At 62.3% G+C, this 26,397-nt stretch carries 24 protein-coding genes; 5 read left to right on the forward strand and 19 right to left on the reverse strand.

Annotated elements, in window-relative coordinates; translation table 11 throughout:
- Positions 1-52: 52 nt before the first annotated feature.
- The 10 genes from HMPREF2806_RS12685 to HMPREF2806_RS12730 form a co-directional block, all read right to left on the reverse strand.
- The gene (locus HMPREF2806_RS12685; RefSeq protein WP_070517906.1) at positions 53-1,444 is read right to left on the reverse strand and encodes an RNA-binding domain-containing protein; all 1,392 of its coding nucleotides are present in this window, start codon (positions 1,442-1,444) and stop codon (positions 53-55) included.
- 102 nt (positions 1,445-1,546) lie between these two features.
- Positions 1,547-2,815 (reverse strand): glutamate-5-semialdehyde dehydrogenase, encoded by a 1,269-nt coding sequence (locus HMPREF2806_RS12690; protein WP_070517907.1) that lies wholly within the window; start codon positions 2,813-2,815, stop codon positions 1,547-1,549.
- A gap of 74 nt (positions 2,816-2,889) precedes the next feature.
- A complete protein-coding gene (locus tag HMPREF2806_RS12695; protein ID WP_070517908.1) occupies positions 2,890-3,396 on the reverse strand; it encodes a DUF1707 SHOCT-like domain-containing protein in 507 nt (168 codons plus the stop codon).
- Positions 3,396-4,301 carry a D-isomer specific 2-hydroxyacid dehydrogenase family protein gene (locus HMPREF2806_RS12700; protein ID WP_070517909.1) on the reverse strand — a complete coding sequence of 302 codons (906 nt, stop codon included), beginning with the start codon at positions 4,299-4,301 and terminating at the stop codon, positions 3,396-3,398. Before HMPREF2806_RS12700 ends, HMPREF2806_RS12695 begins: the two co-directional genes overlap by 1 nt.
- A 15-nt stretch (positions 4,302-4,316) precedes the next feature.
- Complete coding sequence (locus HMPREF2806_RS12705; RefSeq protein WP_070509961.1) at positions 4,317-5,246, reverse strand: D-isomer specific 2-hydroxyacid dehydrogenase family protein; 930 nt, start codon at positions 5,244-5,246, stop codon at positions 4,317-4,319.
- Positions 5,246-6,406: a glutamate 5-kinase gene (gene proB, locus HMPREF2806_RS12710; RefSeq protein ID WP_232745485.1), complete on the reverse strand. Its 1,161-nt coding sequence runs from the start codon at positions 6,404-6,406 to the stop codon at positions 5,246-5,248. Before proB ends, HMPREF2806_RS12705 begins: the two co-directional genes overlap by 1 nt.
- Before the next feature lie 91 nt (positions 6,407-6,497).
- On the reverse strand, positions 6,498-8,027 hold the full coding sequence (gene obgE, locus HMPREF2806_RS12715) for a GTPase ObgE (protein ID WP_049157130.1): 1,530 nt from the start codon (positions 8,025-8,027) through the stop codon (positions 6,498-6,500).
- Positions 8,028-8,187: 160 nt separating this feature from the next.
- On the reverse strand, positions 8,188-8,466 hold the full coding sequence (gene rpmA, locus HMPREF2806_RS12720) for a 50S ribosomal protein L27 (RefSeq protein WP_010190882.1): 279 nt from the start codon (positions 8,464-8,466) through the stop codon (positions 8,188-8,190).
- 43 nt (positions 8,467-8,509) lie between these two features.
- Positions 8,510-8,815: a 50S ribosomal protein L21 gene (rplU, locus tag HMPREF2806_RS12725; RefSeq protein WP_010190885.1), complete on the reverse strand. Its 306-nt coding sequence runs from the start codon at positions 8,813-8,815 to the stop codon at positions 8,510-8,512.
- 201 nt (positions 8,816-9,016) lie between these two features.
- Positions 9,017-12,268 (reverse strand): translation initiation factor IF-2 N-terminal domain-containing protein, encoded by a 3,252-nt coding sequence (locus HMPREF2806_RS12730; protein WP_070517910.1) that lies wholly within the window; start codon positions 12,266-12,268, stop codon positions 9,017-9,019.
- Positions 12,269-12,425: 157 nt separating this feature from the next.
- On the opposite strand from HMPREF2806_RS12730, the gene HMPREF2806_RS12735 reads away from it, so the two are divergent.
- On the forward strand, positions 12,426-13,229 hold the full coding sequence (locus HMPREF2806_RS12735; protein ID WP_049157132.1) for a hypothetical protein: 804 nt from the start codon (positions 12,426-12,428) through the stop codon (positions 13,227-13,229).
- Here HMPREF2806_RS12735 and arsB read toward each other — a convergent pair.
- Positions 13,226-14,290, reverse strand: a complete 1,065-nt coding sequence (gene arsB, locus HMPREF2806_RS12740) for an ACR3 family arsenite efflux transporter (RefSeq protein ID WP_070517911.1) — start codon at positions 14,288-14,290, stop codon at positions 13,226-13,228. The two genes, HMPREF2806_RS12735 and arsB, sit on opposite strands and share 4 nt — an antisense overlap.
- Positions 14,291-14,402: 112 nt before the next feature.
- Between arsB and HMPREF2806_RS12745 the strand changes: the two genes are divergently transcribed.
- Positions 14,403-14,753, forward strand: a complete 351-nt coding sequence (locus HMPREF2806_RS12745) for an ArsR/SmtB family transcription factor (RefSeq protein ID WP_046648980.1) — start codon at positions 14,403-14,405, stop codon at positions 14,751-14,753.
- Between the two features lie 120 nt (positions 14,754-14,873).
- Here HMPREF2806_RS12745 and ndk read toward each other — a convergent pair whose 3' ends face one another.
- Genes ndk through HMPREF2806_RS12775 form a run of 6 tightly spaced genes read right to left on the reverse strand, consistent with a single transcriptional unit; the run spans position 14,874 to position 21,265 of the window.
- On the reverse strand, positions 14,874-15,284 hold the full coding sequence (ndk, locus tag HMPREF2806_RS12750; RefSeq protein WP_039676402.1) for a nucleoside-diphosphate kinase: 411 nt from the start codon (positions 15,282-15,284) through the stop codon (positions 14,874-14,876).
- Between the two features lie 59 nt (positions 15,285-15,343).
- A complete protein-coding gene (locus HMPREF2806_RS12755; protein WP_049157137.1) occupies positions 15,344-15,655 on the reverse strand; it encodes a hypothetical protein in 312 nt (103 codons plus the stop codon).
- Positions 15,656-15,660: 5 nt separating this feature from the next.
- On the reverse strand, positions 15,661-16,545 hold the full coding sequence (locus HMPREF2806_RS12760; protein ID WP_049157138.1) for an alpha/beta hydrolase: 885 nt from the start codon (positions 16,543-16,545) through the stop codon (positions 15,661-15,663).
- A 9-nt stretch (positions 16,546-16,554) separates the two neighbouring features.
- Positions 16,555-17,001: a DUF4233 domain-containing protein gene (locus HMPREF2806_RS12765; protein WP_049157140.1), complete on the reverse strand. Its 447-nt coding sequence runs from the start codon at positions 16,999-17,001 to the stop codon at positions 16,555-16,557.
- The gene (locus HMPREF2806_RS12770; RefSeq protein ID WP_070517912.1) at positions 16,998-18,527 is read right to left on the reverse strand and encodes a bifunctional tetrahydrofolate synthase/dihydrofolate synthase; all 1,530 of its coding nucleotides are present in this window, start codon (positions 18,525-18,527) and stop codon (positions 16,998-17,000) included. The genes HMPREF2806_RS12765 and HMPREF2806_RS12770 overlap by 4 nt, the downstream gene beginning before the upstream one ends.
- Positions 18,527-21,265, reverse strand: a complete 2,739-nt coding sequence (locus tag HMPREF2806_RS12775; RefSeq protein ID WP_070517913.1) for a valine--tRNA ligase — start codon at positions 21,263-21,265, stop codon at positions 18,527-18,529. Before HMPREF2806_RS12775 ends, HMPREF2806_RS12770 begins: the two co-directional genes overlap by 1 nt.
- Before the next feature lie 57 nt (positions 21,266-21,322).
- Between HMPREF2806_RS12775 and panB the strand changes: the two genes are divergently transcribed.
- The gene (gene panB, locus HMPREF2806_RS12780; protein WP_070517914.1) at positions 21,323-22,144 is read left to right on the forward strand and encodes a 3-methyl-2-oxobutanoate hydroxymethyltransferase; all 822 of its coding nucleotides are present in this window, start codon (positions 21,323-21,325) and stop codon (positions 22,142-22,144) included.
- Positions 22,145-22,153: 9 nt separating this feature from the next.
- The gene (gene panC / locus HMPREF2806_RS12785; RefSeq protein ID WP_070517915.1) at positions 22,154-22,975 is read left to right on the forward strand and encodes a pantoate--beta-alanine ligase; all 822 of its coding nucleotides are present in this window, start codon (positions 22,154-22,156) and stop codon (positions 22,973-22,975) included.
- Here panC and HMPREF2806_RS12790 read toward each other — a convergent pair.
- The gene (locus tag HMPREF2806_RS12790; protein WP_070517916.1) at positions 22,972-23,934 is read right to left on the reverse strand and encodes a malate dehydrogenase; all 963 of its coding nucleotides are present in this window, start codon (positions 23,932-23,934) and stop codon (positions 22,972-22,974) included. The two genes, panC and HMPREF2806_RS12790, sit on opposite strands and share 4 nt — an antisense overlap.
- Before the next feature lie 175 nt (positions 23,935-24,109).
- Here HMPREF2806_RS12790 and HMPREF2806_RS12795 point away from each other — a divergent pair, with 175 nt between their 5' ends.
- Entirely contained in the window at positions 24,110-24,853 is a 744-nt protein-coding gene (locus HMPREF2806_RS12795; protein ID WP_070517917.1) for a TetR/AcrR family transcriptional regulator, read from the forward strand.
- A 238-nt stretch (positions 24,854-25,091) separates the two neighbouring features.
- On the opposite strand, the gene clpX is transcribed toward HMPREF2806_RS12795, so the two are convergent.
- Positions 25,092-26,387, reverse strand: a complete 1,296-nt coding sequence (gene clpX / locus HMPREF2806_RS12800) for an ATP-dependent Clp protease ATP-binding subunit ClpX (protein WP_070517918.1) — start codon at positions 26,385-26,387, stop codon at positions 25,092-25,094.
- Positions 26,388-26,397 lie beyond the last annotated feature (10 nt).

The raw sequence follows: 26,397 nt of genomic DNA on the forward strand, positions 1-26,397 counted from the left end.
TCGAAAAATTCCTTTCGAGTAGCTTTCGAGTAGCTTTCGAGCTCTACTCAGCTCACCCAAAAGGCCCCTCAACAAACCACACTGCCCGCGGATCGCGCGGACCATTACCCCTCCATTTCACAAGCCCCTTGTCACGCATGGCTTGCAATGCACGACGCACAGATGGAATTGACACGCCAAGAGCTTCGGCCACTTCTCCCGTAGACATTGGACGTGCGCTCGTTTCCAACGCTGCCAACGCCCCTTCAGCATGGCGGGGCAAATCCTGCAGCACTTGCTCGTTCAATCGTTGAATTGCCTTCAACGTCAGAACAACGCTGCCACTGGTCTGCACATAAGAGGGATCAGCAAAACCGACGCGGCGCATACCAGCGAACATACGCCGGATGCCCTCGCCCAGTTCTTGGCCTATGCGTAACTCAGCAGTAACGCGTGCAATGAGGGGGTTACGCGCGAAACGTGCTATCGATTCAGGCTTAGCGGGATCAACAAGACCCGGAAAACGTCCGGGGCTAGAAATCTCAATCCGACTGGGGTACACCTCAAATCGAATATGATCACCCGACATACTGTATGAACGGTGCACAACAGCGTTAACTAGGCCTTCCAGCCACACATCATGCGGAATGAGATTCTCGTCCTCAAATAACCCCGCCCCCGACAACCTACGAACCGTCGGCAGCATCCCACCGATTACCTCTTGTGCTGCACGGATCTGATCAGGCAACGGACCATCAAAGCGACGGTCTTCCATCAACTGCTGTTGCTGACCTGGCAGGCGCTCATCTTCTGCGAAGCGAAGTACTCGGATGTGAGAATTCGGGAAAAACTCTTGCGGATTCTTTCCAAACAGCAAGAGCGCGGCGGTCCGCGGACGCCCCTGGCGGTCAATCAGATTCCGCGCGTTGAGTGAATCTACGCCGGAAGACGAACCGATAATGTCAGCGTAATTTTCGACTAAGGACATATCGAGATCTTCTGAGCTAGCATGCGCCGGCACAGTAGCATCGTACTGCTGCTCGCCCTTGGTGTATCGAAGCTCGAGGATGTCATCGGCCTTGAGATGCCTAGACTCGTCTCCCACCCGCAGGTAGCACTCCCCCGACCTCAAATAGTGAACACGTTCGCTGGGCAGGATATGAAAGAGGAACACCTCTACGCCTTCGTCAATTTCGAGCGTTTCAATGCGAACTTTAACGGTCGGATCCGTATGGTCCAACGCGGTCTGCCGCAAATCGTTCCCCTGCCCCGCTGTGGGGCGGCCGTCAAACTCACGATCCGTAATCCCCACGGCAACAACGCCACCCTCAGCGTTAGCCATTCCGACGATTGTCTTTGCCAAATCCTTGGGCTTGATTCGGAACGATTTACGATCGAACCACTGATCTTCGGGCACGCTCAAGAGCAGCTGTGGCTCTTCGTGAAAGTTTCGAGTTACGCTCACAGAGCAACATCCTACTCGAAAAGTTTTCGAGTAGGATGTTTTGCGCAGGTCAGGCTCGAAAAATTCCTTTCGAGCAGCTTTCGAGTAGCTTTCGAGCTGCCTCTAGGGGCGCGTCTGGCCGGTGCCCTGCAGCACCCACTTGGTAGACGTCAGCTCCGGCAGAGCCATCGGGCCGCGCGCGTGCAACTTCTGAGTGGAGATGCCGATTTCCGCGCCCATGCCGTAGACCTCACCGTCAGTAAACGCGGTGGAGGCGTTGAGCATGACGGCCGCAGCATCCACCTCGTTGGCGAAGGTCAGCAGCACGTCAGCGTCCTGGGCGGCGATGGCCTCAGTGTGGCCGGTGGTGTACTCAGCAATGTGCGCGATGGCGCCGTTGACGCCATCGACCACCTTGGCGCAGATATCCATGGAGAGGAATTCTTCGCGCCACTCTTCGTCGGTGGCCTCCACGGCGTCCTTAACGCCGAAGGCTTCGAGCTCCTTCACATCGCCGTGGATGGTGACGCCTGCCTCCTGGAGGGAGGTGATGATGCGGAGCTTTGCGGCGTCGTCAAGCGCGGCGTCGATCAGCACGCCTTCCGTAGCATTGCACACCGAGGTGCGGCGGGTCTTGCCGTTGATCACCATATCGGTAGCCTTGTCCAGGTCAGCGGAGGCATCGACGTAGAAGTGGCAATTGCCGGTACCCGTCTCGATGGCGGGGACGGTAGCGTTTTCCACCACGGCATTGATGAGGCGCGCGCCGCCGCGCGGGATGACCAGGTCCACCAGTCCGCGGGCGGTGATGAGGTCCTGCACAGAATCGTGGGTCTCACAGGGCAAAAGCTGCACGCCTTCGCGCGGCAAATCGAACTCCACGAGGGTGTCCTGGAGGAGCTCCACGAGCTTAGCGTTGGAGTTCTTCGCGGACTTGGAGCCGCGCAGCAGCGGCACGTTGCCGGACTTGAGGGCCAAGCCGAAGGCATCGACGGTGACGTTCGGGCGGGCCTCATAGACCATGCCCATCACGCCGAGCGGCACACGAACCTGCTTCATCTGGATGCCGTTATCCATGGTGCGCCCCTGCAGGATCTCCCCTACCGGGTCCTGGAGGGAGGCTACCTGGCGCAGGCCGCCGGCAATGCCCTCGATGCGGGCGGCGTCCAGCGACAGGCGGTCGATGAGGGACTCGGACATACCGTTGGCGCGGCCGGCCTCGATATCGAGCTGGTTAGCAGCGAGGATGTCCTCGGTGTGCGCGATGAGGTTCTCGGCGGCGCAGTTCAGGATTTCATTCTTGCGCGGGGTGGGCAGCTGCGCGAACTGTGGCGCCACCGCCTTGGCGGCGCGGGCTTTGGACAGAACTTCTTCACGTTCGGTGTTGCTCATGCTATACCAGCGTACGGAAGGTCTGCCCGCTTGTCAGGGATTTTGTGCAGCTATGGGCGCGGATCGGCCCTTAGTTAGGCCTCGAGCTCGCGGCGGCGCTCAGCGGCGGCACGCAGGCGCTCAGCGCGCTTTTTCTTTTCCCCTTCGGACAGCTCATCGAAGAGCTCTTCATCCGACTCGCTGAACTTCAGCACCCCGCGCGCAGCCCAGGAAGCGAAGAACGCGATGACTGGCGAGATCCAGAAATAGCTCCAGTCAAAGACGAAGAGGCCCAGGAAGAGCGCGATCATCGCCACTGACCAAATGACGGAATCCACTATCTGCACCTTGCGTCCGCGGGAGAGCATGTCCTCCAACTCCGCCTCGTGGCGGCGTGCGGGTGTTGGGGCGCTTGGCGTGGAAAGCTCCGGCAGGTCCGCAAAGAGCTTTTCGACGTCCCCGCGCGTGCGCGCCGCGGCAGCCTCGCCGGTGCGCTGCTCAAATTCATCGGGGCCCAACGCACCGTTGACGAAGTGCTGGCTCAGTTGCTCCAGGGCCGCGGAACGCTCAGCATCACCAACGCGGATATCGGGGTTCTCCATTAGTAGCCTGCCTTCGGATCAACCAGGGTAGGCAGCTCCTCCCCCGCCGCGAAGGCCTTGGCCACCTTGATGGCGTGCGCGCCAATCTTCTCGCGCACGGAGCGCTGCGTATTGGCAATGTGCGGGGTGATAACCACGCGCTGATCCCGCCACAGCGGGTGATCCTCCGGCAGCGGCTCTGGGTCGGTGACGTCGAGCGCGGCACCCGCGATCTCGCCCGACTCGAGTGCTGCGAGGAGGTCCTCGGTGTTGATGAGTGGGCCGCGGCCCACGTTAACCACCACTGCATGCTCCGGCATCTGTTGGAAAGCCTCCGCATCCACCATGTGGCGGGTCTCCGGGGTCAGCGGAGCGATAAGGACGAAGTAATCAGCCTTCGGCCAAACCTTGTCCACCTGGGAAATCGGGTAAGTTTCCTCAGCGCCCTCAACCGGGTTGCCGGAGCGGTTGACCGCAATGATGCGCGGCCCGAAACCAGACAGCATGCTAATCAGACGCTTGCCAATGCCACCGGCACCAATAATGGCCACCGTCTTATCGTCGTAGAGGTAGGAGGTGTGGGCCTCCATGTCCGCATAGGAATCGAACGTGCCGTTGACGCGACGGTGCGCGTGCAGCTGCGCCAGAAGCAGCGCGATGGTGGATTCCGCCACCGTGTTGTCATAGACCCCGGCGGCGTTTGACCACGGCACGCTGCTCCCCTTCATTGCGTCGAGCACGTGGTCCACGCCCGCCGAAGGAATCTGCACGAAACCAATGTTCTCCGGCAGCGGGTCCGGGAAGTCGGTGCCGTCGCCGGTGTAGATGAGGAAGGAGGCCTCATCTAGCCGGGCGCGCTCAAAGCCCGCGGCGTCAAGCACCTCGATGGTTTCCTCCCACGGGTGTGGTTCGATGGCGTACTTCATGCACATCCTCCTTAGCTAGTATCCGGCGTCCGGGTCGACGCGCGTGGGCATATCCTCGCCGCGCTCCCACGCGGCGGCGTTGGCATTGAAGATAGCACCCAGGTGGTACTGGGCCACGTGATCCGAGGCCGCCATGTGCGGGGTCAGCGTAGCGTTGGGAAGCTCATAGAGCGGGTGGCCATCCGGAAGCGGCTCCGGATCCATGACCTCGAGGCCCGCTCCCGCGATCTCGCCCGTGCGCAGTGCATCCACGAGATCATCAGTGACTACGGTGCTGCCGCGGCCGACGTTGATAAACACCGCCGAGCGCTTCATGGCGCGGAACACCGCAGCATCAAAGAGAGCTTCCGTCGCTTCTGTCGCCGGCAGAATGCTCACCACGAAATCCGCCTCGCCCCATGCTTCGTCGACGCGCTCGATAGGGAGTGTTACGTCCGCGCCGTCCACTGGGCGGCCCGAGCGGTTCACCGCGGTGATGTGCACGCCAAAGGGCCGGAGATAGGCCATGAGCTGCGTGCCGATTCCTCCCGCGCCCACGATGAGCACGCGCGTAGGCCCCTGTTGGTCATAGAGCCAGGCCTGGGATTCATCGAGCTCACGCGCCACCGACCAGGACTTCGCCAGCGCGAAAGCCTTGTGGTGGTGCGCCTGGGAGAGCATGAGCCCCAGCGCGGATTCCGCCACGGGCTTGGCAAAAGCGCCGGCGGAGTTGCACCACGGCAGGCCATCCGGCCGGATGAGCCCGGCCTCGATATGGCGGTTCACCCCGGTGAAGCAGTATTGCACCCACTGGATATTCTCCGGAATCTCCGGGGTCTGCGCCGGGTCCGAGGCGGTGTTCACAAAGACCTCGGCTTCCGCCAAGCTCTCCACGCGCTCGTGCCCGGCTGCGTCGATATCTGCCACGGTCGCTGCCCACACATCGGGGCCCATGAAATAGCGCATTAAATTCGGGACGCGAAATTGGACAGGTAGTCGGCGTGAACAACCGGGCGGCGCATGTCCTCCGGCAGCTCCTCGGTGTGCTTGCCCAGCAGGTTGCGCAGCGTGGCGGAGTCATAGCCCACCTCACCGCGGCCAATGACCTGGCCCTTGGGGCCCATAATGTCCACGATCTCACCGGCGCTGAACTCACCCTTGATATCCGTGATGCCCACGGCCAACAGGGAGTTTCCGCCGCGGACCACGGCTTCCATGGCGCCCTCGTCGAGGCGCAGCGAGCCGCCGGTATCCGCGCAGTAGAGCGCCCAGAACTTCCACGCAGACAGGCGGCGCTCCTCACGGGTGTGGAAGACGGTGCCTACGGAGGCGTCGTCAAGCGCCTGTCCGATGTTATCCGCCGAGGTCAGCAGCACCGGGATGCCGCCGCGGGTGGCAAGGCGGGCAGCGGAGACCTTCGTGGCCATGCCGCCGGTGCCGACCTTGCCGCCATCACCGGCCACCACCGCCTTGAGGTCCTTACCGGTGCGCACCTCTTCCACGAACTTGGCATCGGGCTCCGCCGGATTCTTGTCATAAAGGCCGTCCACGTCGGAGAAGAGAAAAAGGGCATCCGCGCCAACCAGATTGGCCACGAGCGCGGAAAGGCGGTCGTTATCACCGAAGTGCATCTCGGAGGTCGCGACGGTGTCATTCTCGTTGACGATCGGCACCGTGCGCATCTGGCGCAGGCGGTCAATGGTGCGCTGGGCGTTGCGGGCGCGATCGCGCTTGCCGACGTCCGACGCGGTCAGCAGCACCTGCCCAATGGTGCGGTTATAGCGGGCGAAGGACACGCCCCACTCGTAGGCGAGGTGGACCTGGCCCACCGCGGCAGCTGCCTGCTTGGTGGCGAGATCTGTGGGGCGTGTGGTCAGGCCCAGCGGGCCCATGCCCGCGGCCACCGCACCGGAGGAGACGATGATGATGTCGGAGACATTCATGCGGGCGCACACGGCATCAACGATCTTATCGATCTTCTCAGTCGAGGTCACGAAGTCATCGCGCGTCAACGAGGAGGAGCCGATCTTGATGACGATGCGCTTGGCCTGTGCGATCTGGTCGCGCAAAGGCGAGGAAAAGCCGCTGGATTTTTCCGACAGCGTGGCGGTCTCCGGGTAGTCCATTTCCGGGGTTGGCCCCTCGAAGGGTTCGAGGGGAAGAGGATAGTCGATCTGGTTGTCGTGTTCGGATGACATACCGGCTCATTATACCGGGCTAGCCCTGCCAGCGATCGCGGTTCGCGGACTCGCGCGTGACCTCCCCATCGGTGCCAAAGTCAAACTCATCGACGAGACCGCGGCGTGCCTGGGAAGCGCGCTTACGCTCGGCAGCCGAGACTCGCTCGGTGCTCATGAGGCGGCCATCCTGTCCGCGGCCAGCGTCGGTCGCGCGGCCACCAGCCATGGGCTCGTACTCGAAGGTGATATCTCCGATGGTCACGGGGCAGCCTTCCTGCGCGCCTTGGCGGTGCAGTTCCTCTTCGACACCGGCCTTGGCAAGGCGGTCCGCAAGGTAGCCCACGGCCTCGTCGTTTTCGAAGTCCGTCTGGCGGATCCAGCGGTCGATCTTCTCGCCTTCGACGATGAAGCCGCCCTCCACCTCGGGGTCTGGGGTGACGGTGAAGTCGGCGAACCTGCCCTTCTTTTTCTTGCCCACGGACTTCGGCTGAATAATGGTGTGGTTCTTGTCCGCGGCGACCTTGGGCTGAGCCTTGCGGTGCTCGTTGACCATCTCCATGAGCTTGTACTTCAGCGGGTCGAGGCCCTTGCGCGCCACCGCAGAAATGATGAAGACGGGCCAGCCGTACTTCTCTTCGAGGTCACCCTTGACAAATTCTGCTAGCTCTTCGGCCTCGGGAATGTCCGCCTTGTTGAGGATGATGACGCGCGGGCGCTCGCGCAGATCCCCCAGGCCGGTGTCCTGCTCCAGCAGCTCTTGGTACTTGGCCAGCTCGGTCTCGAGCGCCTCGATATCAGAGAGCGGATCGCGGCCCGGCTCGATGGAGGCGGTATCCACCACGTGGGCCAGGACCGCGGTGCGCTCGATGTGGCGCAGGAAGTCAAGGCCCAAGCCCTTGCCCTCAGCGGCCCCAGGGATCAGGCCCGGAACATCCGCCATGGTGAAGGACTCATGGCCCATGTCCACCACGCCCAGGTTGGGCTGGAGGGTGGTGAAAGGATAATCACCAATCTTCGGCTTGGCCGCCGAGAGAACAGAAATAAGGGAGGACTTGCCCGCGGAGGGGAATCCGACGAGGCCGACGTCCGCCATGGACTTCAGCTCTAGGATGAGATCGCGCGCCTCACCCGGTTCTCCCTGCAGCGCAAAGCCCGGAGCCTTACGAGCAGCCGAGGCCAGTGCTGCGTTACCGAGTCCACCGAAGCCGCCCTCCGCAGCCACGAAGCGGGTTCCCGGGACCGTGAGGTCCGCGAGCATCTCCCCATCCTCGGTATAGACCACGGTGCCTGCCGGCACTTCGAGGATGAGGTCCTTGCCGCGCGCGCCGTTGCGCCAGTCGCCAGCACCGTTGCCGCCACGCTCGGACTTGATGTGCGGGCGGTAGTGAAAGTCCATGAGGGTGTGGATTTGGGTTGAGACCTCCAGCAGGATGTCTCCGCCGTGGCCGCCGTTGCCACCATCGGGCCCGCCGAGCGGCTTAAACTTTTCGCGGTGAACGGAGGCGCAGCCGTGTCCGCCATCGCCTGCCTGCAGGTGCAAAACCACTCGGTCAATGAATCGTGCCATGCCCGCTAGTCTAACGGTTCCTGGCATACCGTCCTAGTTGGGCACTACCGGGGATCTGAAGCCCACGGCCCCTTTAGTCTTCTCCACGCTCCCCCGCCAAGGCGTCCGCGTAAAACGACAAAATCCCGAGCGAAAAGCTCGGGATTAAGCCATGAGGCTCTTAGGCAGTTGCTTCTGCAGCAGCCTCTTCAGCCGGAACAATGTTGACCAGACGACGGCCACGCTTGACGCCGAACTCAACAGAGCCTGCAGCGAGAGCGAACAGGGTATCGTCGCCGCCGCGACCAACGTTCTCACCCGGGTGGAACTTGGTGCCGCGCTGACGCACGATGATCTCGCCGGCCTTAACCTGCTGACCACCGAAGCGCTTGACGCCGAGACGCTTGGACTCGGAATCGCGACCGTTGCTGGAGCTGGAAGCACCCTTCTTGTGTGCCATGTGGTTTCCCCTCCTTCAGGGATGAATTAGTGCCGGTTAAGGCTTACTTGATACCGGTAATCTTCAGCGTGGTCACCGGCTGACGGTGACCGAGGCGACGCTTGTAACCAGTCTTGTTCTTGTACTTGAGGATGTCGATCTTCGGGCCCTTGCCCTGCTCGACAATTTCAGCGGAGACGGAGACCTTCTCGAGGTCTGCGGCCTTCGACTTGACGGTTGCGCCATCGACGAGCAGAACCGGGGTGAGAGCAACGGAGGAACCCGGCTCACCCTCGATCTTCTCGACCTTGACGAGGTCACCTTCAGCAACCTTGTACTGCTTTCCGCCGGTCTTGACGATCGCGTACATAGAGGGCTACCCCTTATCTAAACTCGGCTCGCTAGCAGCTGGGTGGTGCCGCTAACGAATGGACATTGGACATTGGCGTTTAGAACCACATCCGCGAGAGACGTGCGGAAACCGCAGCGCGTCCCATCGAGCGCATTCATGGTCTAAACAGCGACTGTCAAAGACTACCCCGTGAGGGGGCGAAAAGGCAAAACGCCTTTTCTAGCGCGACCTGCGCCGTGCTACTCGACGCCTCCCGCGCCCGCCCCTGCGCCTTGTCGACGCCGTAGTCTCCTCGCGCTCCTTCGCCTCAGTGCTGTGCTCCGCGCCCCTACCGCGTTCCTTCGGTGCCGGCGCGGATTGGCTCTGCGCCATCTTGCGCACCACTCGGCGGCGACCGCGGCTGCGGGTCGCGCGCACGTTCATGTTCTCGCCCGACTCCGCGGCCTTGCGCTCTGCCTTGGCCTCCTTTTTAGAGGTGGCCAGCGGAGCGTCCTTGGCTGGGGTCTCGTCCTGTGCAAAGTCTTCGCGCTTCGGGCGAATATCCGAACGGGAATTTCCGCGTGTGCGGCGCTTGCGGCGCGGCGAGTTCTCGAAAGCCTCGACGGCTTCCTCGTAGGTTGGCTCCGAGCGCTGTGCGGAGGACTTCTTCTCCGCTTCAGCGTTCTTAGCGTTCCTATCCTGCTTGCCTTGCTGCGCGCGCAAGCCCTCACTCGTCTCCTCGCGCTGTGGCTCCCGGAAGGTACGCGTTGCCCGGCGCGGCTTGCGCGAGCGCTTCTGCTTGGATTTCGGCTTCGATCGCTTCGCTTCCAGGCTTTCCGCTACCGCGTAGCCAATGGACGCGCTATCCGGCGTCTCCGCGTCATCGTCGTCCACGACGACCACGCTGGCCACGAGTTCCTCCAGCGAAGATTCTTCGTCGCGCGCTGCTTCTTCATTGTCAGCACGGGCAGCCTCATGCTCGGAAGCGGCATCGTCGTCCTCGCGATGCATACGGACGGCGGCCGGGTGCTTCTTCGGATCGCGCTGCGGTGCACGGCGTTCCTTACGGCCGCGGCGCTGCGGCTTCGAGTTATCCTCTTCCGTCTCCTCATCAACCGGGTACTCGTGAATGATGATTCCTCGGCCATGGCAGGCCTCGCACTCGGTGGAGAAAGTCTCGATGAGGCCGGTGCCCACGCGCTTGCGCGTCATCTGCACCAAGCCCAGTGAGGTGACCTCAGAAACCTGGTGACGAGTCCGGTCGCGCCCCAACGCTTCCTTGAGGCGGCGCAGCACCAGATCCTGGTTTTCCGGCAAGACCATATCGATGAAGTCCACGACGATCATGCCGCCGATATCGCGCAGGCGCATCTGGCGCACGATCTCCTCGGCCGCCTCGAGGTTATTTCGCGTCACCGTCTCTTCCAGGTTGCCGCCGGAGCCGGTGAACTTGCCCGTGTTGACGTCAATGACCGTCATGGCCTCAGTGCGGTCGATGACGAGGGTGCCGCCAGACGGCAGCCACACCTTGCGGCCCAGGGCCTTCTGCAGCTGCTCATCAATGCGGTAGGCGCTGAAGGCATCCTCGCCATCGTGCTCGCGGGCGTCGTATCGCACCACGCGGTCGGCCAAGTCATGCGCCATGGAATCAACGTAGGCGCTGACCGTGTTGTAGGAACGCTTGCCGTCCACCACCAAGGTGCTGAAGTCCTCGTTGAAAAGGTCACGCACCACCTTGATGAGCAGGTCCGGCTCTTCGTACAGGGTGACCGGCTTGGCGCCCTTCGTTGCCTTTTCGTGCGCGGCGCGGGCGCTAATGTCCTCCCACAATGAGTGGAGGCGGTTGACGTCGGACGCGATGTCCTCCTCCGACACGTTTTCCGCTGCGGTGCGGATGATGGCGCCGCCATCCCCCGGGATGACGCGCTCCAGAATCCCCTTGAGGCGCTTGCGCTCCGGCGCCGGCAGCTTGCGGGAAATGCCCGCGCTGCGCCCGCCCGGCACATACACCAGGAAACGACCGGCCAGGGAAATCTGAGTGGTCAAACGTGCGCCCTTGTGCCCGATGGGATCCTTGGCCACCTGGACCAGGACTTGGTCACCGGACTTCAGCGCGTTTTCCACCTTGCGGCTGCGCCCACCAATGCCCAGGGCGCGCCAGTCGATGTCTCCCGCGTACAGCACGCCGTTTCGGCCCTGTCCGATATCGACGAAGGCGGCCTCCATCGAAGGCAAGACATTTTGCACGCGGCCCAAGTAGATATTGCCAATCTGGGAAGGGTGCGTCTCGGTCGTGACAAAGTGCTCGACCAGGAGATCATCCTCCAGCACACCAACCTGGGTGATGATGCCAGCGCCGTCGGTACGCTGCTTATCGCGCACCACCATGGTGCGCTCTACAGATTCGCGGCGCGCCAAAAACTCCGCTTGGGAGACGATGCGCTGGCGCTCGCGGCCCTTCTCCCGCAGCTCCGCACGGCGGCGACGCTGCGCCTCGATGCGGGTTGAGCCCTTAATCGCCTTCGGCTCGTCGATGTGCTCGACTTCCTCGCGGACTACCCCGCGGCCTTCTGCTCCGCGGCCACGAGAGGTACCGCGGCTGCCGCGACGGCGACCGCGCGGCTGGCTTGCCGGTGCCGAATCTTCCTCGATTTCTTCCTCGCGTTTTTCTGACTTCTGACGCTTGGCCAGCGGAGTGATCTTCGGCGCCATGAAGACCGGCGCGAAGTCGTACACGTCCGGGTCTTCCTCAGCCATCGGGGTGATCAGCGGAGTGAGCTCGTCGTCCTCGTCGCTATCACCGGCCTCGGCGAGCGCCTCGTGCAGCATTTCGGCATCGACCTTGTCGACGATCTGCGAAATCTCGTTATCAACGTTCTTGCGCACGCGCTCGCGCAGCTTTTCTTCTTCCTCGCTCAGCTGCTCCGGCTGCCCGGCCTGTTCAGTATCCTGTGTCGAGTCCTGTGCCTGTGCAGCTTCCTGCGGCTCCCCCGCGCCATCCTGTTGCGCAGCAGACTCTTCCGGTGCGGGTTCCTCTGCCTGCTCCTTCGGCTCAGCCTTCTTGCCTGCCTTGCTCACGCGCTTCGCCGCGCGCTTGGTGCGCTTCTTCTTCACCGTCTTCTCCGGCTTTTCCTCAGCCGGGGCTTCAGTAGTTTCTTCGACAGGTTCTTCGGGGGTCTGCGCAGCATCGGCCGTGACTGCAGCCTGCTCGGCGTCCTCGGCGGCGGCCTGATTGGTGTCCTCAGTGGCTGGCACGAGGGCATCGATAAGCTGACCCACCTCCTCCGGCGTAAGTGTGGATTGTGCGGACTTCTTGATGCCCATCTCCGCGAACTGGGCCACCAATTCCTTGGAGGCCACGCCCACCTGCTTAGCCAAGGCATAAAGGCGAGTCTTAGGCGCGAGCGCCTCGCGGTCAATCCCCGCTACAGCCGCGGCCAACGTCGATTCAGTGCGTGCTTCTTCTGTTTCTGTTTTCTTCTTGGATGCCATCAGTGGCTAATCTCCTGACGTTGTGCTCACCCCGGGCGCAGGTTGCCGCCACACGGCGGTGAGACTTTGAAAAAATTCTCTTCATCTTTATTTAGTTGTCAGTGCCTTCCATTCTGGCACAGAGCTCGACCGAGGCTCACATGTTAGTATCGCCGCTATGTCCGACAGCGCGCCCACAAACACACCGGCAGAGCGGAAAATACCTGTCCACGCGCCACGCACAGTGGCGCAGGCGCGCGCTCGTAACGAGATTGCACTGCGGGATATTGTGACCGTGGCCGTGCCCGCGGGCATCGCCTCCGGCCTTCGCGCCGTTGACCTCCCTTACCCCTACGCGGTCCCGGTCTACGCGGTACTCATCATGGTGATGCTCTACGGAGTCTTCCGCATCATTCGCAGCGAGCCGAGGTTGGTGCAGGCCTCCCAAGAAGAGTACCGGGCGGGCGATTACCCTCTTCTCGCCTATTTTCTACCGGTGCTTGCTATCTTCTCCCCTCTCATCACTGAGGGAATTAAATCCACCGGGATTATCGGCGATGTCTCACCCAACCCTATCCTTATCGCCGCTGGACTTACTGCTTTCTCCATCCCTGCGTTCATCTTCGGTGGCCGCGCTTTCGGTACCACCTCCTACCGAGTGGGCAAGCGACGCATCAAGGCCATCACCGAACAAGGAAGCCTCGAAGGCGTCACTCAAGCGAGCATCGCCGCAGTAGAAACTCACCCGGAAGTCCTCAGCGGGCTAGTCGCCGCCGGTGCAGTCACTGGCAATACCACCTCCATCTCTGAGCTGGGGCGGCTGATCGGCTACGAGGAGGGGCTCGAAGAAGAACTCCGTGAACTCGAAGCGGCCGGCGTGGTGAAACTGCCTGGTCTCATCAAGTGGAGTGGTGAGCGGACCTTTAACATCACTCTGACCGAAGCAGGCGTGCGCAGCATGGACGCTGCACGCACGCGCTAGCGCGGAAGAGTGGCATCTCCCGGGAAGAGTTTCGGGCCAATCCACAGCATGAAATAGACCAGACCAACGAGGACTGGAATCTCAACAAGGGGACCAATCGTTCCGGCAAGGGCTTGAGCAGACATCGCTCCGAAGGTGCCGATGGATACTGCAATGGCAAGTTCAAAGTTGTTTCCTGCTGCAGTGAACGCCACGCTGGCAGACTGCGCGTAATTCATGCCAACGGCCTTTGCTACGCCCAGCGACAGCACAAACATGCCCACGAAGTAGATAACCAGCGGCACGGCCACGCGCACTACCGTTGCTGGCTGCTCCACAATGTGCTCGCCCTGCAGGGAAAAGAGCAACACAATTGTGTACAGCAGACCAATCATGGCCAGGGGCGATACGGCTGGGAGGAAGCGGTTCTCAAACCATTCCCGTCCTTTTACCTTTTCGCCCCACACGCGAGACAGCGCACCCAACAGGAACGGTATGCCCAAGAAGACGAGTACGGCCTTGACGATGGCCCAGAAGGAAAAGTCAGCGCTCGTCGTGTCCAGGCCCAGCCATCCGGGGAGGACGCGCAGGTAGAACCAACCCAGAACACCAAACATAGCGACCTGGAAGATGGAGTTCAGGGCGACAAGCACAGCCGTTGCCTCGCGGTCAGCGCATGAGAGGTCCGACCACACAAGCACCATGGCGATACAGCGAGCAAGGCCCACGATGATGAGGCCGGTGCGCAGCTCCGGCTGGTCCGCCAAGAACAGCCACGCCAGGGTAAACATAAACGCCGGCCCCACCAGCCAGTTGAGGACGAGCGATACCGCCATGAGGCGGCCATCCGTGGCAATTTCCTTGGTCTTCTCGTAGCGAACCTTGGCCAAGGGTGGGTACATCATGACGAGGAGACCAATGGCGATCGGGATGGAAATCCCGCCGATTTCAACGGCGCCCAAGGCTTGGCCAATCCCGGGAATGAAGTGGCCAATGAGCAGTCCGGCAGCCATCGCCAGAATGATCCACATGGGTAAAAATCGGTCAAGAAAAGACAACTTCGGGCGCTGCGACACAGCCATGTCCCCCCTCCTTCGACGTTAAACAATGGACAATACAAACATGCAATATACAGCACGTATTGATACGCGTCAATATAACGTAGGGTGCAAGGATAACCCCTATACTGATCGCATGGCTTCCTCTTCCACGCCCGAAACCAGCGCGCCCAGCACTGAGTGTTGCTCCTTAAGCACAGGCCCGCTCAGCGACGCCGAGGCGAGGCATTTTTCGCAGCAATTCAAAGTGCTGGCAGACCCTGCCCGCCTGCGTCTTTTGTCCATCCTGTGTGATGAAGGCTGTGGGCCCATGAGCGTCACGGAACTCACCGAGCTCACTGCGCTGAGTCAGCCCACGGTCTCGCACCACCTAGCGCGCCTGCGGGAAGCCGGCTTGCTATCCAGACAGCAATGCGGCCGCACCGTCACCCATCAGGTGCACAAAGACGCTTTTGCGGCCTTGCGCACGCTGCTGTCGTTCGACTAACCGGTACCTGATCGGATCTGCGCTCGAGCACACAGGACGGGTTCGGGTTAAGGGTCAGAAATGACAAAAGCCCGAGCGCTATGCTCGGGCTTCGTTACGCGCTCAGCGCGGTAATCATAGTTAGAGGTTCGGGAACCAGATGGAGATCTCGCGCTCAGCGGACTCCGGGGAGTCGGAACCGTGGACGACGTTCTCGCCAACGGTCAGAGCGAAGTCACCGCGAATGGTACCCGGGGTAGCCTTCTCCACCGGGTGGGTGCCACCGGCCAGCTGACGCCATGCGGCGATAGCGGACTCGCCCTCGACGATGCCAGCAACCAACGGTGCAGAGGTGATGAAGTCAACGAGCTCGCCGAAGAAAGGCTTGTCCTCGTGCTCGGCGTAGTGCTTCTTTGCGGTCTCCTCGTCGGCGACGCGCAGATCCATGGCGACGAGCTTCAGGCCCTTGCGCTCGATGCGGGAGATAATCTCGCCCACGTGGCCGTTCTTGACGCCGTCCGGCTTGATGAGAATCAGTGTACGTTCAGTCATAGGGCACATAGTACAGAATGGGTGCTCCCGCGTCCTGCCAGTGGGCCAATTATTAAGCGCTACGTAAGGCGTTGCACGATTTCCTCCGCACGCTCATGGCTCGTGCCACGAAACCACAGCTGCACTTGGCGCACGGCCGTGCCGTATTGACCGCTCTCCAGCAGGCTTTTCAGATCCTCGCGCTGCCACTCCTCCAGATCCGCAAACTCCACCGGCTTCTCATCGCGCTGCTGCTTGAGCATGCCCACGACGAGGAACACAAAGGCCGGGAGCATCAACGCAAGCGGGAGCGCAAAGCCCCCAACATACAGCTTGGCCACGAGTGCGGCGATGCACAGCAGCGCGGAAATACCATAGAGGAGAAAGAGCATGCCCGTTAGTGTAGCGCGTCCAGCGTCGACTGCAGCCAGGCGCGAGAACTCATGAGCAGGCGCTTTGCCACCGCGGTATGGGGAGCCCACAGCTCGAAGGCATGCACGCCGCCGTCTACGACCTCGCATTGCGTGGGCACGCCGGCAGACTTCAGACGCTCGGCGTAGTCCACAATTTCGTCGTAGAAAAGCTCGCTGCTCCCCGCATACAACCAAGCCGGTGGCAGGCCTGCTAACTCCGTGCGGCGACCGGGCACGGCATAGGGTGCGTCTGGGTTGCCGTTGGTGTAGTAGCGCCAAGCCTGCGCATTGGAGTCCGCGTCCCAGATGGGATTGCGGTCGGTGGAGGCAGCGCGGTCATCGAGCATCGGGCAAAAGAGCCACTGCCCCGCCGGCTGAATTCCGCCTTCATCTAGGAGGCGCTGGCACAGTGCGGCGGCGAGCCCTCCCCCGGCGCTTTGGCCGCCGATGACAATCCGATCTGGGCTGATTCCCAGATCTTCCGCATGCGTGAGGAGCCAGTGGTGGGCCGAGTGGACGTCGTCAAGCGCGGCCGGATAGGGGTTCTCCGGGGCATAGCGGTAGTGCGGCGCAATGACGGTGACACCGACTTCCGCGGCGGTCTCCTTGAGGTGTTTGACGTCTTGGCGCGGATGGCCCATGAGCAGCCCTCCGCCGTGGATCCACAGCACAGCGCCGCGCGGGTTCTCCGGGCTATAGATGGTCGCGCGGATATCGGAATTCTTCACCTGCTGCGTGCGCACGCCCTGGATATAGGGTGCGGGCCACAGCGCGGGAACTACACGCCCGGCGCGGCGGATCAGCGGATTGGTTGGATCCCACAGTGAGATGAACGCCGCGCCCGCGCGCAGCTCCGGGCGAATATACACCGCTGCGGCCTACTTCTCAGTCAGGTGCTGCGTGGTGAGGTAACCGCGTTCCATGCGGGCGACGATCACCGAGCGCATATAGGCCGCGAGCGCCCAGAGCAGGGCGAAGATGATGAAGATCGTGGCCACGGACCAATGGACCATGAAGCCGAGAACAATGCCGATAATGTGGAGGACAATCTGTGCCCCAACGATCCACGGCTTATTCATGAAGGGGAAGGATGCAAGCAGTAGCACCATAAAGCCGATCACCACGCCGTAGTTAAACGGGGTCCACAGAGTGCCGTCATACAGCTTGTACAGCATTGGCAGCGCCAGAACCAGGGTGATCAGTTCCATGGTGAGGGAGCTGGCCACCACCATGCCGCCGAATTGCTTGAGGGGATCCTTGGCCGGTGCTTGGCCTAGTCCGAGCGGGCCGATCTCCTCCTCAGGGATGGGTTTGCGGGGGCTCATGCGGGCTCCTTTCCAAAGAGTGCGCGGGCGTCACCAGCAGTGACCACCGAGCCGGTAATCACGATGCCGGATCCGGACTGCACGTCGGCGTCCTCCGCCAATTCAACGGCCTGAGTATAAGCACTGGGCAAGTCGGGCTCTACGTACACGCGCTCTTCGCCGAAGATGTCACGGGCCAGCTCCGCTAGCTCATAGGCATCGCGGGCGCGCGGCGAGGTGTTCTGCGTAATGACGACTTCCGTGAGGACCGACTCCAGAGCGGTGAGGATGCCGGCGGCGTCCTTGTCCGTGAAGATGGATACCACGCCGATGAGGCGCGCGAAATCGAAGTCTCGGTCGAGCGCTGCGGCCAGGGCCTTAGCACCGTGTGGGTTGTGGCAGGCATCCAGGAAGGTCGTGGGGCTGGTGCGCACGCGCTCCAAGCGTCCGGGGGAAATGGCCTTGGCAAAGCCGGTGCGCACGGAGGCGATGTCGAGCTGATTGCCTGACGACGCCCCGAAGAAAGCCTCCACCGCCGCCAAGGCAACGGCCGCGTTCTTGGCTTGGTGCTCGCCGTGCAGCGGCAGGAAGATGTCCTCATAGAGGCCGCCGAGACCTTGGATGGTGAGCTGCTGGCCGCCGACGGCAATGCGCGATTCCAGCGCGGCGAACTCGGAGCCCGCGCGCGCTACGCCGGCGCCGACGTCGACGGTGCGCTGCAGCAGCACGCGCATGGCTTCTGGGTCTTGCTCGGCAATGATGGCGATGTTCTCCCCCGGCGTGAGCACGTCGTCGACGTCGTGCTCACGGGCCTTGATAATTCCGGCCTTCTCGCTGGCGATTTCCGTGATGGTGTCACCGAGGTAGTCGGTATGGTCCATGCCGACGGGCATAACCACGGCAACTTCGGCGTTGACCACGTTGGTGGCATCCCACGTGCCGCCGAGGCCGACCTCGACCACGGCGACGTCGATAGGCGTATCAGCGAAGGCCGCATATGAGATGCCCACGAGCACCTCAAAGGTGGACATGGGGATCTCCGAGCGCGAATCCACCATTTCTACGTAGGGCTTGATTTCGCGCCAAATACGCACGAAATCGCGCGGGTGGATGGGGTGGCCGTCGATGCCGATGCGCTCAGTGACCAGCTGCAGGTGCGGGCTGGTGACTAGGCCAACGCGGCGGTGGAAGGCGCGCAGGAGAGAGTCGATCATGCGGGCTGTCGAGGACTTGCCGTTGGTGCCGGCAACCTGGATGACGTGGAAGGAGCGCTCCGGATTGCCCAGCAGATCCATGAGCATCTCGATGCGCTCGAGGCTGGGCTCAATGATGGTCTCCGGGGCACGCGCATTGAGCTCCGCGGTGACTTGGGCCAGCTCAGCGAGTTCTTCCGGCGTGGCCTGCTCGGGCGCGGCCTCCTCGTAGTCCTCCTCGCCGCCGAGGTTGAGTGTTAGGCCAGAGTCGGTAATTTCCACCGGGCCGCCATCGGTGCCCTCCGCGAGGGCATCAACGATTTCGAATTCCTCGCGGTCTTTCTCCCCCGCCACTACTTGAGTCCCTTCAGACGTGCGGTGATGCGCTCGACTTCTTCCTGGGCCACCTGCTGGCGAACGCGGATCTTCTCCACGACTGCCTCCGGCGCCTTGGACAGGAAGGCCTCGTTGCCCAGCTTCTTGCCGGTCTGGTCCAGTTCCTTCTGGGCCTTGGCCAGATCCTTCTCCAGGCGCTTGCGCTCGGCTTCGACGTCGACGGCACCGGAGGTATCCAGAGCGACCTCGACGGTGGCCTGGGACAGGCGCACCTCGATGGAAGCGGACGCGGTGAAGTCCTCGCCAGGTTCCGTGGTATTGGCCAAGTTGCGGATGAGCCCCTCCTGCTCCTGCAGGTCGGCCGCGGCGAAGTCGAGGCGGCCCGGGACCTTCTGGGAAGGCTTGACACCCTGATCGGAGCGGAAGCGACGCAGCTCGGTGATGAGCTTGTCGGCGTCCTGAATGCGGCGCGCGGCCACCTCATCCTTCTCCGCGCCACCGTTGGTGTGCTCCTGGGTAGGCCACTGCGCGGTGACAATGGTCTCCCCGCCAGTCAGAGCCTTCCACAGGACCTCGGTGACGAAAGGCATGGTCGGGTGCAGCAAACGCAGAACCAGGTCAAGAACGCGGCCCAGAACGATCTGGGTGGTGTGTCCGGTGGCCTGCTCCTCGGCGCTCGCCGCATCGAAGTCGCGCGGGATCTGTGTCTTGGCAATCTCCAGGTACCAGTCACACAGCTCATCCCACACGAAGTGGTAGAGCAGCTCATTGGCCTTGGCGAACTGGTAGTCATCCAGGTAGGCGTCCACCTTGGCGCGGACTTCTTCGGAGCGGTCGAGGATCCAACGGTCGGCGTCGGTCAGCGCGTCACGTGCCGGCAGCTTAGCCACACCCGCGCCGTTCATGAGCGCGAACTTGGTGGCGTTGAAGAGCTTGGTGGCGAAGTTACGTCCGGCGGCGGCAGCGTCGACAGCCAGCGGCAAGTCCACGCCCGGGTTCGCGCCGCGAGCCAGGGTGAAACGCAGTGCGTCCGCACCATAGTCGCGCACCCAATCCATCGGGTCGATGCCATTGCCCAGGGACTTCGACATCTTGCGACCCTGCTCATCGCGCACCAGGCCGTGCAGGTAGATGTCGGTGAACGGAACCTGCGGGCGGCCATCCTTGCCTTCGCCGAGCAGCTCCGGGGTGTGGGCGCCGGCGAAGGTGCCGAACATCATCATGCGTGCGACCCAGAAGAAGAGGATGTCATAGGCGGTGACCAGCACGTTCGTGGGGAAGAACTTCTCCAGATCTGCGGTCTTATCCGGCCAGCCCATCGTGGAGAAAGGCCACAGCGCGGAGGAGAACCAGGTGTCCAGCACGTCCGGGTCCTGGACATAGCCTTCTGGGGCTTCCTCATCGGGGCCGAGGCAGATGATGTCTCGCTGGCCGTCCTCGCCCTCCGGGCCATACCAGATCGGGATGCGGTGTCCCCACCACAGCTGGCGGGAGATGCACCAATCGTGCATGTCATCGACCCACTCGAAGTAGCGCGGCTCCAGGGACTTCGGGTGGATGGTGGTATCGCCCTCGCGGACGGCGTCGCCAGACATCTTCGCCATCTTCTCCACGGCCACGAACCACTGCAGGCTCAGGCGCGGCTCGATGGGCTCGCCGGAGCGCTCCGAGTGGCCCACGGAGTGGACGTAGGGGCGGATCTCTTTGACAATGCGGCCCTGTTCGCGCAGCGCCTCACGGATCTCCACGCGGGCTTCCTCGCGGGTCAGGCCGTCAAACTTCGTGCCGGTGTTCGCGATGTGTCCGGTGGTGTCCATTATGGTGGGCATGTCCAGGTCGTGGCGCAGGCCCATGGCGTAGTCATTCGGATCATGCGCCGGGGTGATCTTCACTGCACCGGTGCCGAATTCCATGTCCACGTAATCATCGGCGATGATCTTCAGGCTCAAATCATCGCGGAAGGGGTGCGGCAGCTCCTTACCCACCAGGTGGGCGTAGCGCTCGTCCTCGGGGTGGACGGCGATGGCGACGTCGCCCAGCATGGTTTCCACACGGGTGGTGGCCACGATGAGGTGCGGTTCATCGTCGTTCAGCGAGCCATAGCGAATGGACACGAGCTCGCCCTCGACGTCCTTGTACACGACCTCGATGTCGGAGACGGCGGTCTCCAGCACTGGGGACCAGTTGACCAGGCGGTTGGCCTGGTAGATCAGGCCCTCGTCGTAGAGGGTCTTGAAGATGGTCTGCACGGCGCGGGAGAGGCCATCGTCCAGCGTGAAGCGCTCGCGGGACCAGTCCACGGAGTCGCCGATGGCGCGCATCTGGTTCTGGATGGTGCCGCCGAACTCTTCCTTCCACTCCCAGACCTTGTTGATGAATTCTTCGCGCTCATAGTCCCAGCGCTTCTTGCCTTCCTGCTCGCGCAGGCGGGCCTCCACCTTGGTCTGTGTGGCGATACCGGCGTGGTCAGCACCCGGCAGCCACAAGGTGGCATAGCCCTGCATGCGCTTGCGGCGAATGATGGAGTCGATCAGAGTGTGGTCCAGGGCGTGGCCCATGTGTAGCTGGCCGGTGACGTTCGGCGGCGGCAGCACGATGGAATAAGGCTCCGCCTCCGAGGACGCGTCCGGGGTGAAGTAACCGGCGTTCACCCAGCCTTCGTAGAGGTCCTTTTCTACTGCCTGCGGCTCCCAGGACTGGGGAAGCTGGTCCGCGCGGTTGGTGCCAACGAGTTGCTCTTTATTCTGATCAGTCACCTGGCCAACTCTACCCTGTGCGTCAACTGGCACCAGCGCCGTGTCTAGAGTAAGGGCATGTCTCACAACCCTGGCCACCGCGCCCGTCTCCGCACCCGCCATTTCGCCCGCGCCAAAGAAAACTCTCAGGCCTTCGCGTGCCTGACAAGCTATGACTGCATGACCGCCGGAATCTTCGATAAAGCCGGGGTCGATCTCCTGCTCGTCGGCGATTCCCTGGCCAATGTGGTGTTGGGCCGCGAAACCACGCTCTCGCTCACGCTCGATGAGATCATTCCGCTGGCCCGCGCCGTGGTCTCAGCCACCTCTCGCGCCTTCGTGGTGGTGGATCTGCCCTTTGGTTCCTATGAGGCCGGCCCCACCCAGGCCCTGGAGTCTGCTGTGCGCATCATGAAGGAAACCGGCGCGCAGGCCGTGAAGCTCGAGGGCGGTGCGGAGCGCGCACCGATTGTCGCCGCGCTTGTCGACGCCGGCATCCCCGTCTGCGCCCACATCGGCTTCACGCCCCAGCAGGTCCACGCCTTGGGCGGCTTCGTGGTCCAGGGCCGCGGTGCCGGTGCGGAGAAGCTTCACGACGACGCCCGCGCCCTCGCCGAGGCCGGAGCCTTCGCCGTGGTGCTGGAGATGGTCCCGGCTGCCCTTGCTGAGCAAGTCACCAAGGAGCTGCCCATTCCCACCATCGGCATCGGCGCGGGTGCGCAGACCAATGGCCAGATTCTGGTGTGGACCGATGCCTTCGGCCTGGGCGGGCCCAAGGCGCCGCGCTTCGTGCGCCGCTACGCGGACCTGCGCGGTGCGCTACTGGAGGGCGCGAAGGAATACGTAGCGGATGTGGGCGAGCGCTCCTTCCCCAACGCCGAGGAATCCTTCGAGGACTAGGGTTTAGCCATGCAGATCCTCAAAACTAAATCTGAATTCCGTGCCTTCCGCGCCGCAGTCTCCGGCACCGTGGGCTTGGTGCCCACGATGGGCGCGCTTCACGACGGCCACGCTTCCCTCATTCGCCGCGCCCGCGAAGAGAACGACACCGTGGTGTGCTCGGTCTTCGTCAATCCCCTCCAGTTCACCGACCTCGGCGACTGCGAAGACTACCGTGCTTACCCGCGCGATCTGGATACGGATGCCGCGCTGCTGGACTCGCTGGGTGTTGATGCCGTCTTCGCCCCCAGCGTGGAGGAGATGTACCCGGGTGGCACCCCGCGGGTGTGGGTGCGCACCGGCGAGATGGGCTCGGTTTTGGAAGGTGCCTCGCGGCCCGGCCACTTTGACGGCGTGGCTACCGTGGTGAGCAAGCTGTTCAACCTCGTTTCACCGGACCGCGCCTACTTTGGGCAGAAGGATGCCCAGCAGGTGGCCATTATCCGGCGCTTGGTGGCGGACCTTGACCTGCCGCTGGAGATCATCAGCGCGCCCATCGTGCGCGCAGCGGACGGCGTGGCCGAGTCCAGCCGCAACGCTCGCCTGAGCCCTGCCGAGCGAGAGCAAGCCGTGGCGCTGTCCCAGGCGCTCTTCGCACTGCGGGACGGTGCATCCTTCGAGGAGGCGAGTGCGCAGCTCGCCTCCTCCCCCGGCGTCATGGTGGATTACCTCACCGTGGTGGACCCGGCCACGCTCGAGCCCATTGATGCGCAACACCGGCCCGGCCTGGCGCTGGTTGCGGCGCAGGTGGGGCCGGTGCGGCTCATCGATAACTTGGTGCTTGAGGCCTAACCCTTGAGCAGGTGGGCTACAGCCTCGCGCTCCTCACGCAGCTCCTGAACCGAGGCCTCGATGCGTTCCTTCTGGAAATCGTTGAGCTCGAGACCCTGAACGATTTCCCACTTGCCGTCGCGGGCGACGGTGGGGAAACCTGCGACGAGGCCCTCGTCCACGCCATAGGAGCCATCCGAGACGACGGCTGCGGTGCGCCAATCCTCAGTGCCGTGGATCCAGTCGTGCATGTGGTCCACTGCGGCAGACGCTGCGGAAGCGGCTGAGGACTTACCGCGCACGGCGATGATCTCGGCGCCGCGCTTAGCCACCTTCGGAATCATTTCTTCCTTGTACCAGGTCTCATCAACCTCGGCGTTGGAGAAGGTCAGGTCTGGGAACTGGGATGCAGAGTGGTTGCCCCAGACGGCAACCTTGGTCAGCTCCGCGGTGGGCATGCCCGTCTTGAGGGAGACCTGGCTCTGGGTGCGGTTGTGGTCCAGGCGCATGAGCGCGGTGAACTGGCTCGGGTCCAGGTCCGGTGCACTGTTGGCAGCGATATAAGCGTTAGTGTTGGCCGGGTTACCCACGACGAGGACGCGGACATCGCGCGCGGCGACGTCGTTCAGCGCCTTGCCCTGCACGGTAAAGATGGCACCGTTGGCCTCCAGCAAGTCTGCGCGCTCCATGCCCTTGGTGCGCGGGCGGGAGCCCACGAGGAAAGCGGCTTTGGTGTCCTTGAAGGCCACATTCGGATCATCGGTCACGGTGATGCCGCGTACCAGCGGGAATGCGGAATCATGAAGCTCCATCGCCACGCCCTCAGCTGCGCCAATGGCGTCCGGGATTTCCAGCAAAGCCAGCTCCACCGGGGTGTCCTTGCCATAGACATCGCCCGCAGCGATGCGCCACAGCAGGGAGTAAGCGATATTTCCGGCGGCGCCGGTCACGGTAATCTTGACGGGTTGGGAAGCAGTCATGTGTGAATCCTTTCGGCTCGGTACTCACCTTCCCAGCCTAGTCCCGTTTTTCGCCCCCATGGGGTGTAATTTTACCCCCGAAAGATGCGAGTTCTTTGTACTTGAGCTCCATGACCGTCTTTTTTCGGCATAGTGGACAACTGTACGCATATTCATCGACTAGACGGGACTTTCCATGAGCACTGAGACTGCATCGGTCGACTCCGGCTCTGTTGAGCGCGTGATCGATGTTGCGATTGCAGAGTTTGCTGAGCACGGCTATGCCGAGACCAAGCTCGAATCCGTGTCGAAGCTCTCTGGGATGTCCAAGCGCATGATCCACTACTACTTCGGGGACAAGAAGGGCCTCTACCAGCAAGCCTTGGCGGCGGCGGCGCGGCGCCTCAACCCGCCGGAGGGCAGCCTGGAGATCAACTCCGCCGTTCCGGTCGAGGGCGTGCGCACCTTGGTGGATTGGTTGTTCCGCCAGCATGTGGATAACCCTGAGGCCATTCGGATGCTGACGATGGAATCCTCCCACAGTGTGCTGGAGTCCTCGCAGGCGCTTGTCGACGTTTCCGAGATCTCCCTCCACCTAGACCGGCTGCTTATGCTGGGCCAAGATTCCGGCGCGTTCCGCCCAGGCATTTCCGCCAACGACATCTTCACGTTGATTTCTGCGCTCACGATGTACCGGGTGACGAATCACGCGATGATGAGCAACCTGCTCGACATCGACATGCATACCCACAACAACACCGAAGGCCTACACCGCATGGCCGTCGATGCCGTGCTGGCCTTCCTCACAGCGAATATCCCCGACATCGGTTTTGAGTCCTACCTCGCTCAGAACGAAACTGAGCTTGACGCCGAGTCAGCACCCTTGGATGTCTACTCCACCGAGGACGAGGGCGACGTGCCCACGGGCCTGTACGGGTAGAGCCCTCTCCCAGCATCAAGCGAGCAAAGAAACCAAAGTAAAGGAACCATCTGCGCGCCGGCCTGAGCACAAGCCCAGGTCACGATCTCACGCCACAGCTACATGGTCCCATTCATCTGGTTCCTTTGCCCCCAACAGGCAGATGGCATCTGACAGACGGCGTTTTCGGGCTGAAAACGCCATGTAGACAGCACAAAAGGCATCTTCAGCCTTGAAGATGCCTTTTAAGAGATGCCGTTTAGGCGGATTCCTTCGCCTCGTCCGAGTACACGAACTCCGGCTCGCCGCCGTCAGTCACGCAGTCCTTCGTGATGTGGACGCTGGCGATGTCCTCGCGGTCTGGGAGGTTATACATGATGGGCACGAGCAGCTCCTCCATGATGGCGCGCAGGCCGCGGGCACCGGTCTTGCGCTCGAGCGCGAGCTCAGCGATCGCTTCCAGCGCTGCGTCTTCGAAGTGCAGCTCCGCACCATCCATGCTGAACAGGCGCTGGTATTGCTTGACCAGAGAGTTCTTCGGCTCCACGAGCACCTTAACTAGCGATTCGCGGTCCAGGTTATCCACCGTGGCAACCACCGGCAGGCGGCCGATGAACTCAGGGATGAGGCCGAATTTCACCAGGTCCTCCGGGCGCACCTGTGAGAAGAAGTCGACTGATTCCTTCTCATCCTTAGTTTCCAGCTTGGCGCCAAAGCCCACGCCCTTCTTGCCCACGCGCTCCGAAATCACCTTGTCCAAGCCCGCAAAAGCACCGGCCACGATGAAGAGGATGTTCGTCGTATCCAGCTGGATGAATTCCTGGTTCGGGTGCTTGCGCCCACCCTGCGGTGGGATAGCTGCCACGGTTCCTTCAAGGATCTTCAGCAGCGCCTGCTGCACGCCCTCACCGGACACATCGCGGGTAATCGAGGGGTTCTCCGACTTGCGGGAGATCTTGTCCACCTCATCGACATAGATGATGCCGTGCTGTGCGCGCTCCACATCAAAGTCCGCTGCCTGCAGCAGCTTGAGCAGGATGTTCTCCACATCCTCGCCCACGTAACCAGCCTCGGTCAGGCTGGTGGCATCCGCAATGGCGAAGGGGACGTCCAACAAACGCGCCAAGGTCTGCGCCAGGTAGGTCTTACCGGAGCCCGTCGGGCCCAGCATCAGGATGTTGGACTTAGAAATCTCAACTTCTTCATCCTGCGCCTTCTTCCGGCGGCCCTCCAGGCCCGCGGCCTCCTCAGCCTTGATGCGCTTGTAGTGGTTGTACACAGCCACCGACAACACGCGCTTGGCCTGGTCCTGGCCAATGACGTACTTATCCAGAAAAGCCGAAATCTCCGAAGGACGCGGAAGGCGCATCTCCTTCTCTTCGTCCGCCTCGGCCTGAGCCGCGCCGAGCTCCTCCTCGATGATTTCGTTGCAGAGCTCGATGCACTCGTCACAAATGTAGACGCCGCCGCCGGCGATAAGCTTCTTCACCTGCTTCTGGCTCTTTCCGCAGAAGGAACACTTGAGCAAGTCAGCGCTTTCTTGCATACGTGCCATGAAGGCCTTT

This window comes from Corynebacterium sp. HMSC076G08 (assembly GCF_001811515.1).
Lineage (GTDB): Bacteria > Actinomycetota > Actinomycetes > Mycobacteriales > Mycobacteriaceae > Corynebacterium > Corynebacterium hiratae.

Coding starts and splice junctions, on each gene's coding strand:
- HMPREF2806_RS12690 (WP_070517907.1), bottom strand. CDS start 2,815: ATGAGCAACACCGAACGTGAAGAAGTTCTGTCCAAAGCCCGCGCCGCC.
- HMPREF2806_RS12695 (WP_070517908.1), bottom strand. CDS start 3,396: ATGGAGAACCCCGATATCCGCGTTGGTGATGCTGAGCGTTCCGCGGCC.
- HMPREF2806_RS12700 (WP_070517909.1), bottom strand. CDS start 4,301: ATGAAGTACGCCATCGAACCACACCCGTGGGAGGAAACCATCGAGGTG.
- HMPREF2806_RS12705 (WP_070509961.1), bottom strand. CDS start 5,246: ATGCGCTATTTCATGGGCCCCGATGTGTGGGCAGCGACCGTGGCAGAT.
- proB (WP_232745485.1), bottom strand. CDS start 6,406: ATGGACTACCCGGAGACCGCCACGCTGTCGGAAAAATCCAGCGGCTTT.
- obgE (WP_049157130.1), bottom strand. CDS start 8,027: ATGGCACGATTCATTGACCGAGTGGTTTTGCACCTGCAGGCAGGCGAT.
- rpmA (WP_010190882.1), bottom strand. CDS start 8,466: ATGGCACACAAGAAGGGTGCTTCCAGCTCCAGCAACGGTCGCGATTCC.
- rplU (WP_010190885.1), bottom strand. CDS start 8,815: ATGTACGCGATCGTCAAGACCGGCGGAAAGCAGTACAAGGTTGCTGAA.
- HMPREF2806_RS12730 (WP_070517910.1), bottom strand. CDS start 12,268: ATGGCATCCAAGAAGAAAACAGAAACAGAAGAAGCACGCACTGAATCG.
- HMPREF2806_RS12735 (WP_049157132.1), top strand. CDS start 12,426: ATGTCCGACAGCGCGCCCACAAACACACCGGCAGAGCGGAAAATACCT.
- arsB (WP_070517911.1), bottom strand. CDS start 14,290: ATGGCTGTGTCGCAGCGCCCGAAGTTGTCTTTTCTTGACCGATTTTTA.
- HMPREF2806_RS12745 (WP_046648980.1), top strand. CDS start 14,403: ATGGCTTCCTCTTCCACGCCCGAAACCAGCGCGCCCAGCACTGAGTGT.
- ndk (WP_039676402.1), bottom strand. CDS start 15,284: ATGACTGAACGTACACTGATTCTCATCAAGCCGGACGGCGTCAAGAAC.
- HMPREF2806_RS12755 (WP_049157137.1), bottom strand. CDS start 15,655: ATGCTCTTTCTCCTCTATGGTATTTCCGCGCTGCTGTGCATCGCCGCA.
- HMPREF2806_RS12765 (WP_049157140.1), bottom strand. CDS start 17,001: ATGAGCCCCCGCAAACCCATCCCTGAGGAGGAGATCGGCCCGCTCGGA.
- panB (WP_070517914.1), top strand. CDS start 21,323: ATGTCTCACAACCCTGGCCACCGCGCCCGTCTCCGCACCCGCCATTTC.
- panC (WP_070517915.1), top strand. CDS start 22,154: ATGCAGATCCTCAAAACTAAATCTGAATTCCGTGCCTTCCGCGCCGCA.
- HMPREF2806_RS12790 (WP_070517916.1), bottom strand. CDS start 23,934: ATGACTGCTTCCCAACCCGTCAAGATTACCGTGACCGGCGCCGCCGGA.
- HMPREF2806_RS12795 (WP_070517917.1), top strand. CDS start 24,110: ATGAGCACTGAGACTGCATCGGTCGACTCCGGCTCTGTTGAGCGCGTG.
- clpX (WP_070517918.1), bottom strand. CDS start 26,387: ATGGCACGTATGCAAGAAAGCGCTGACTTGCTCAAGTGTTCCTTCTGC.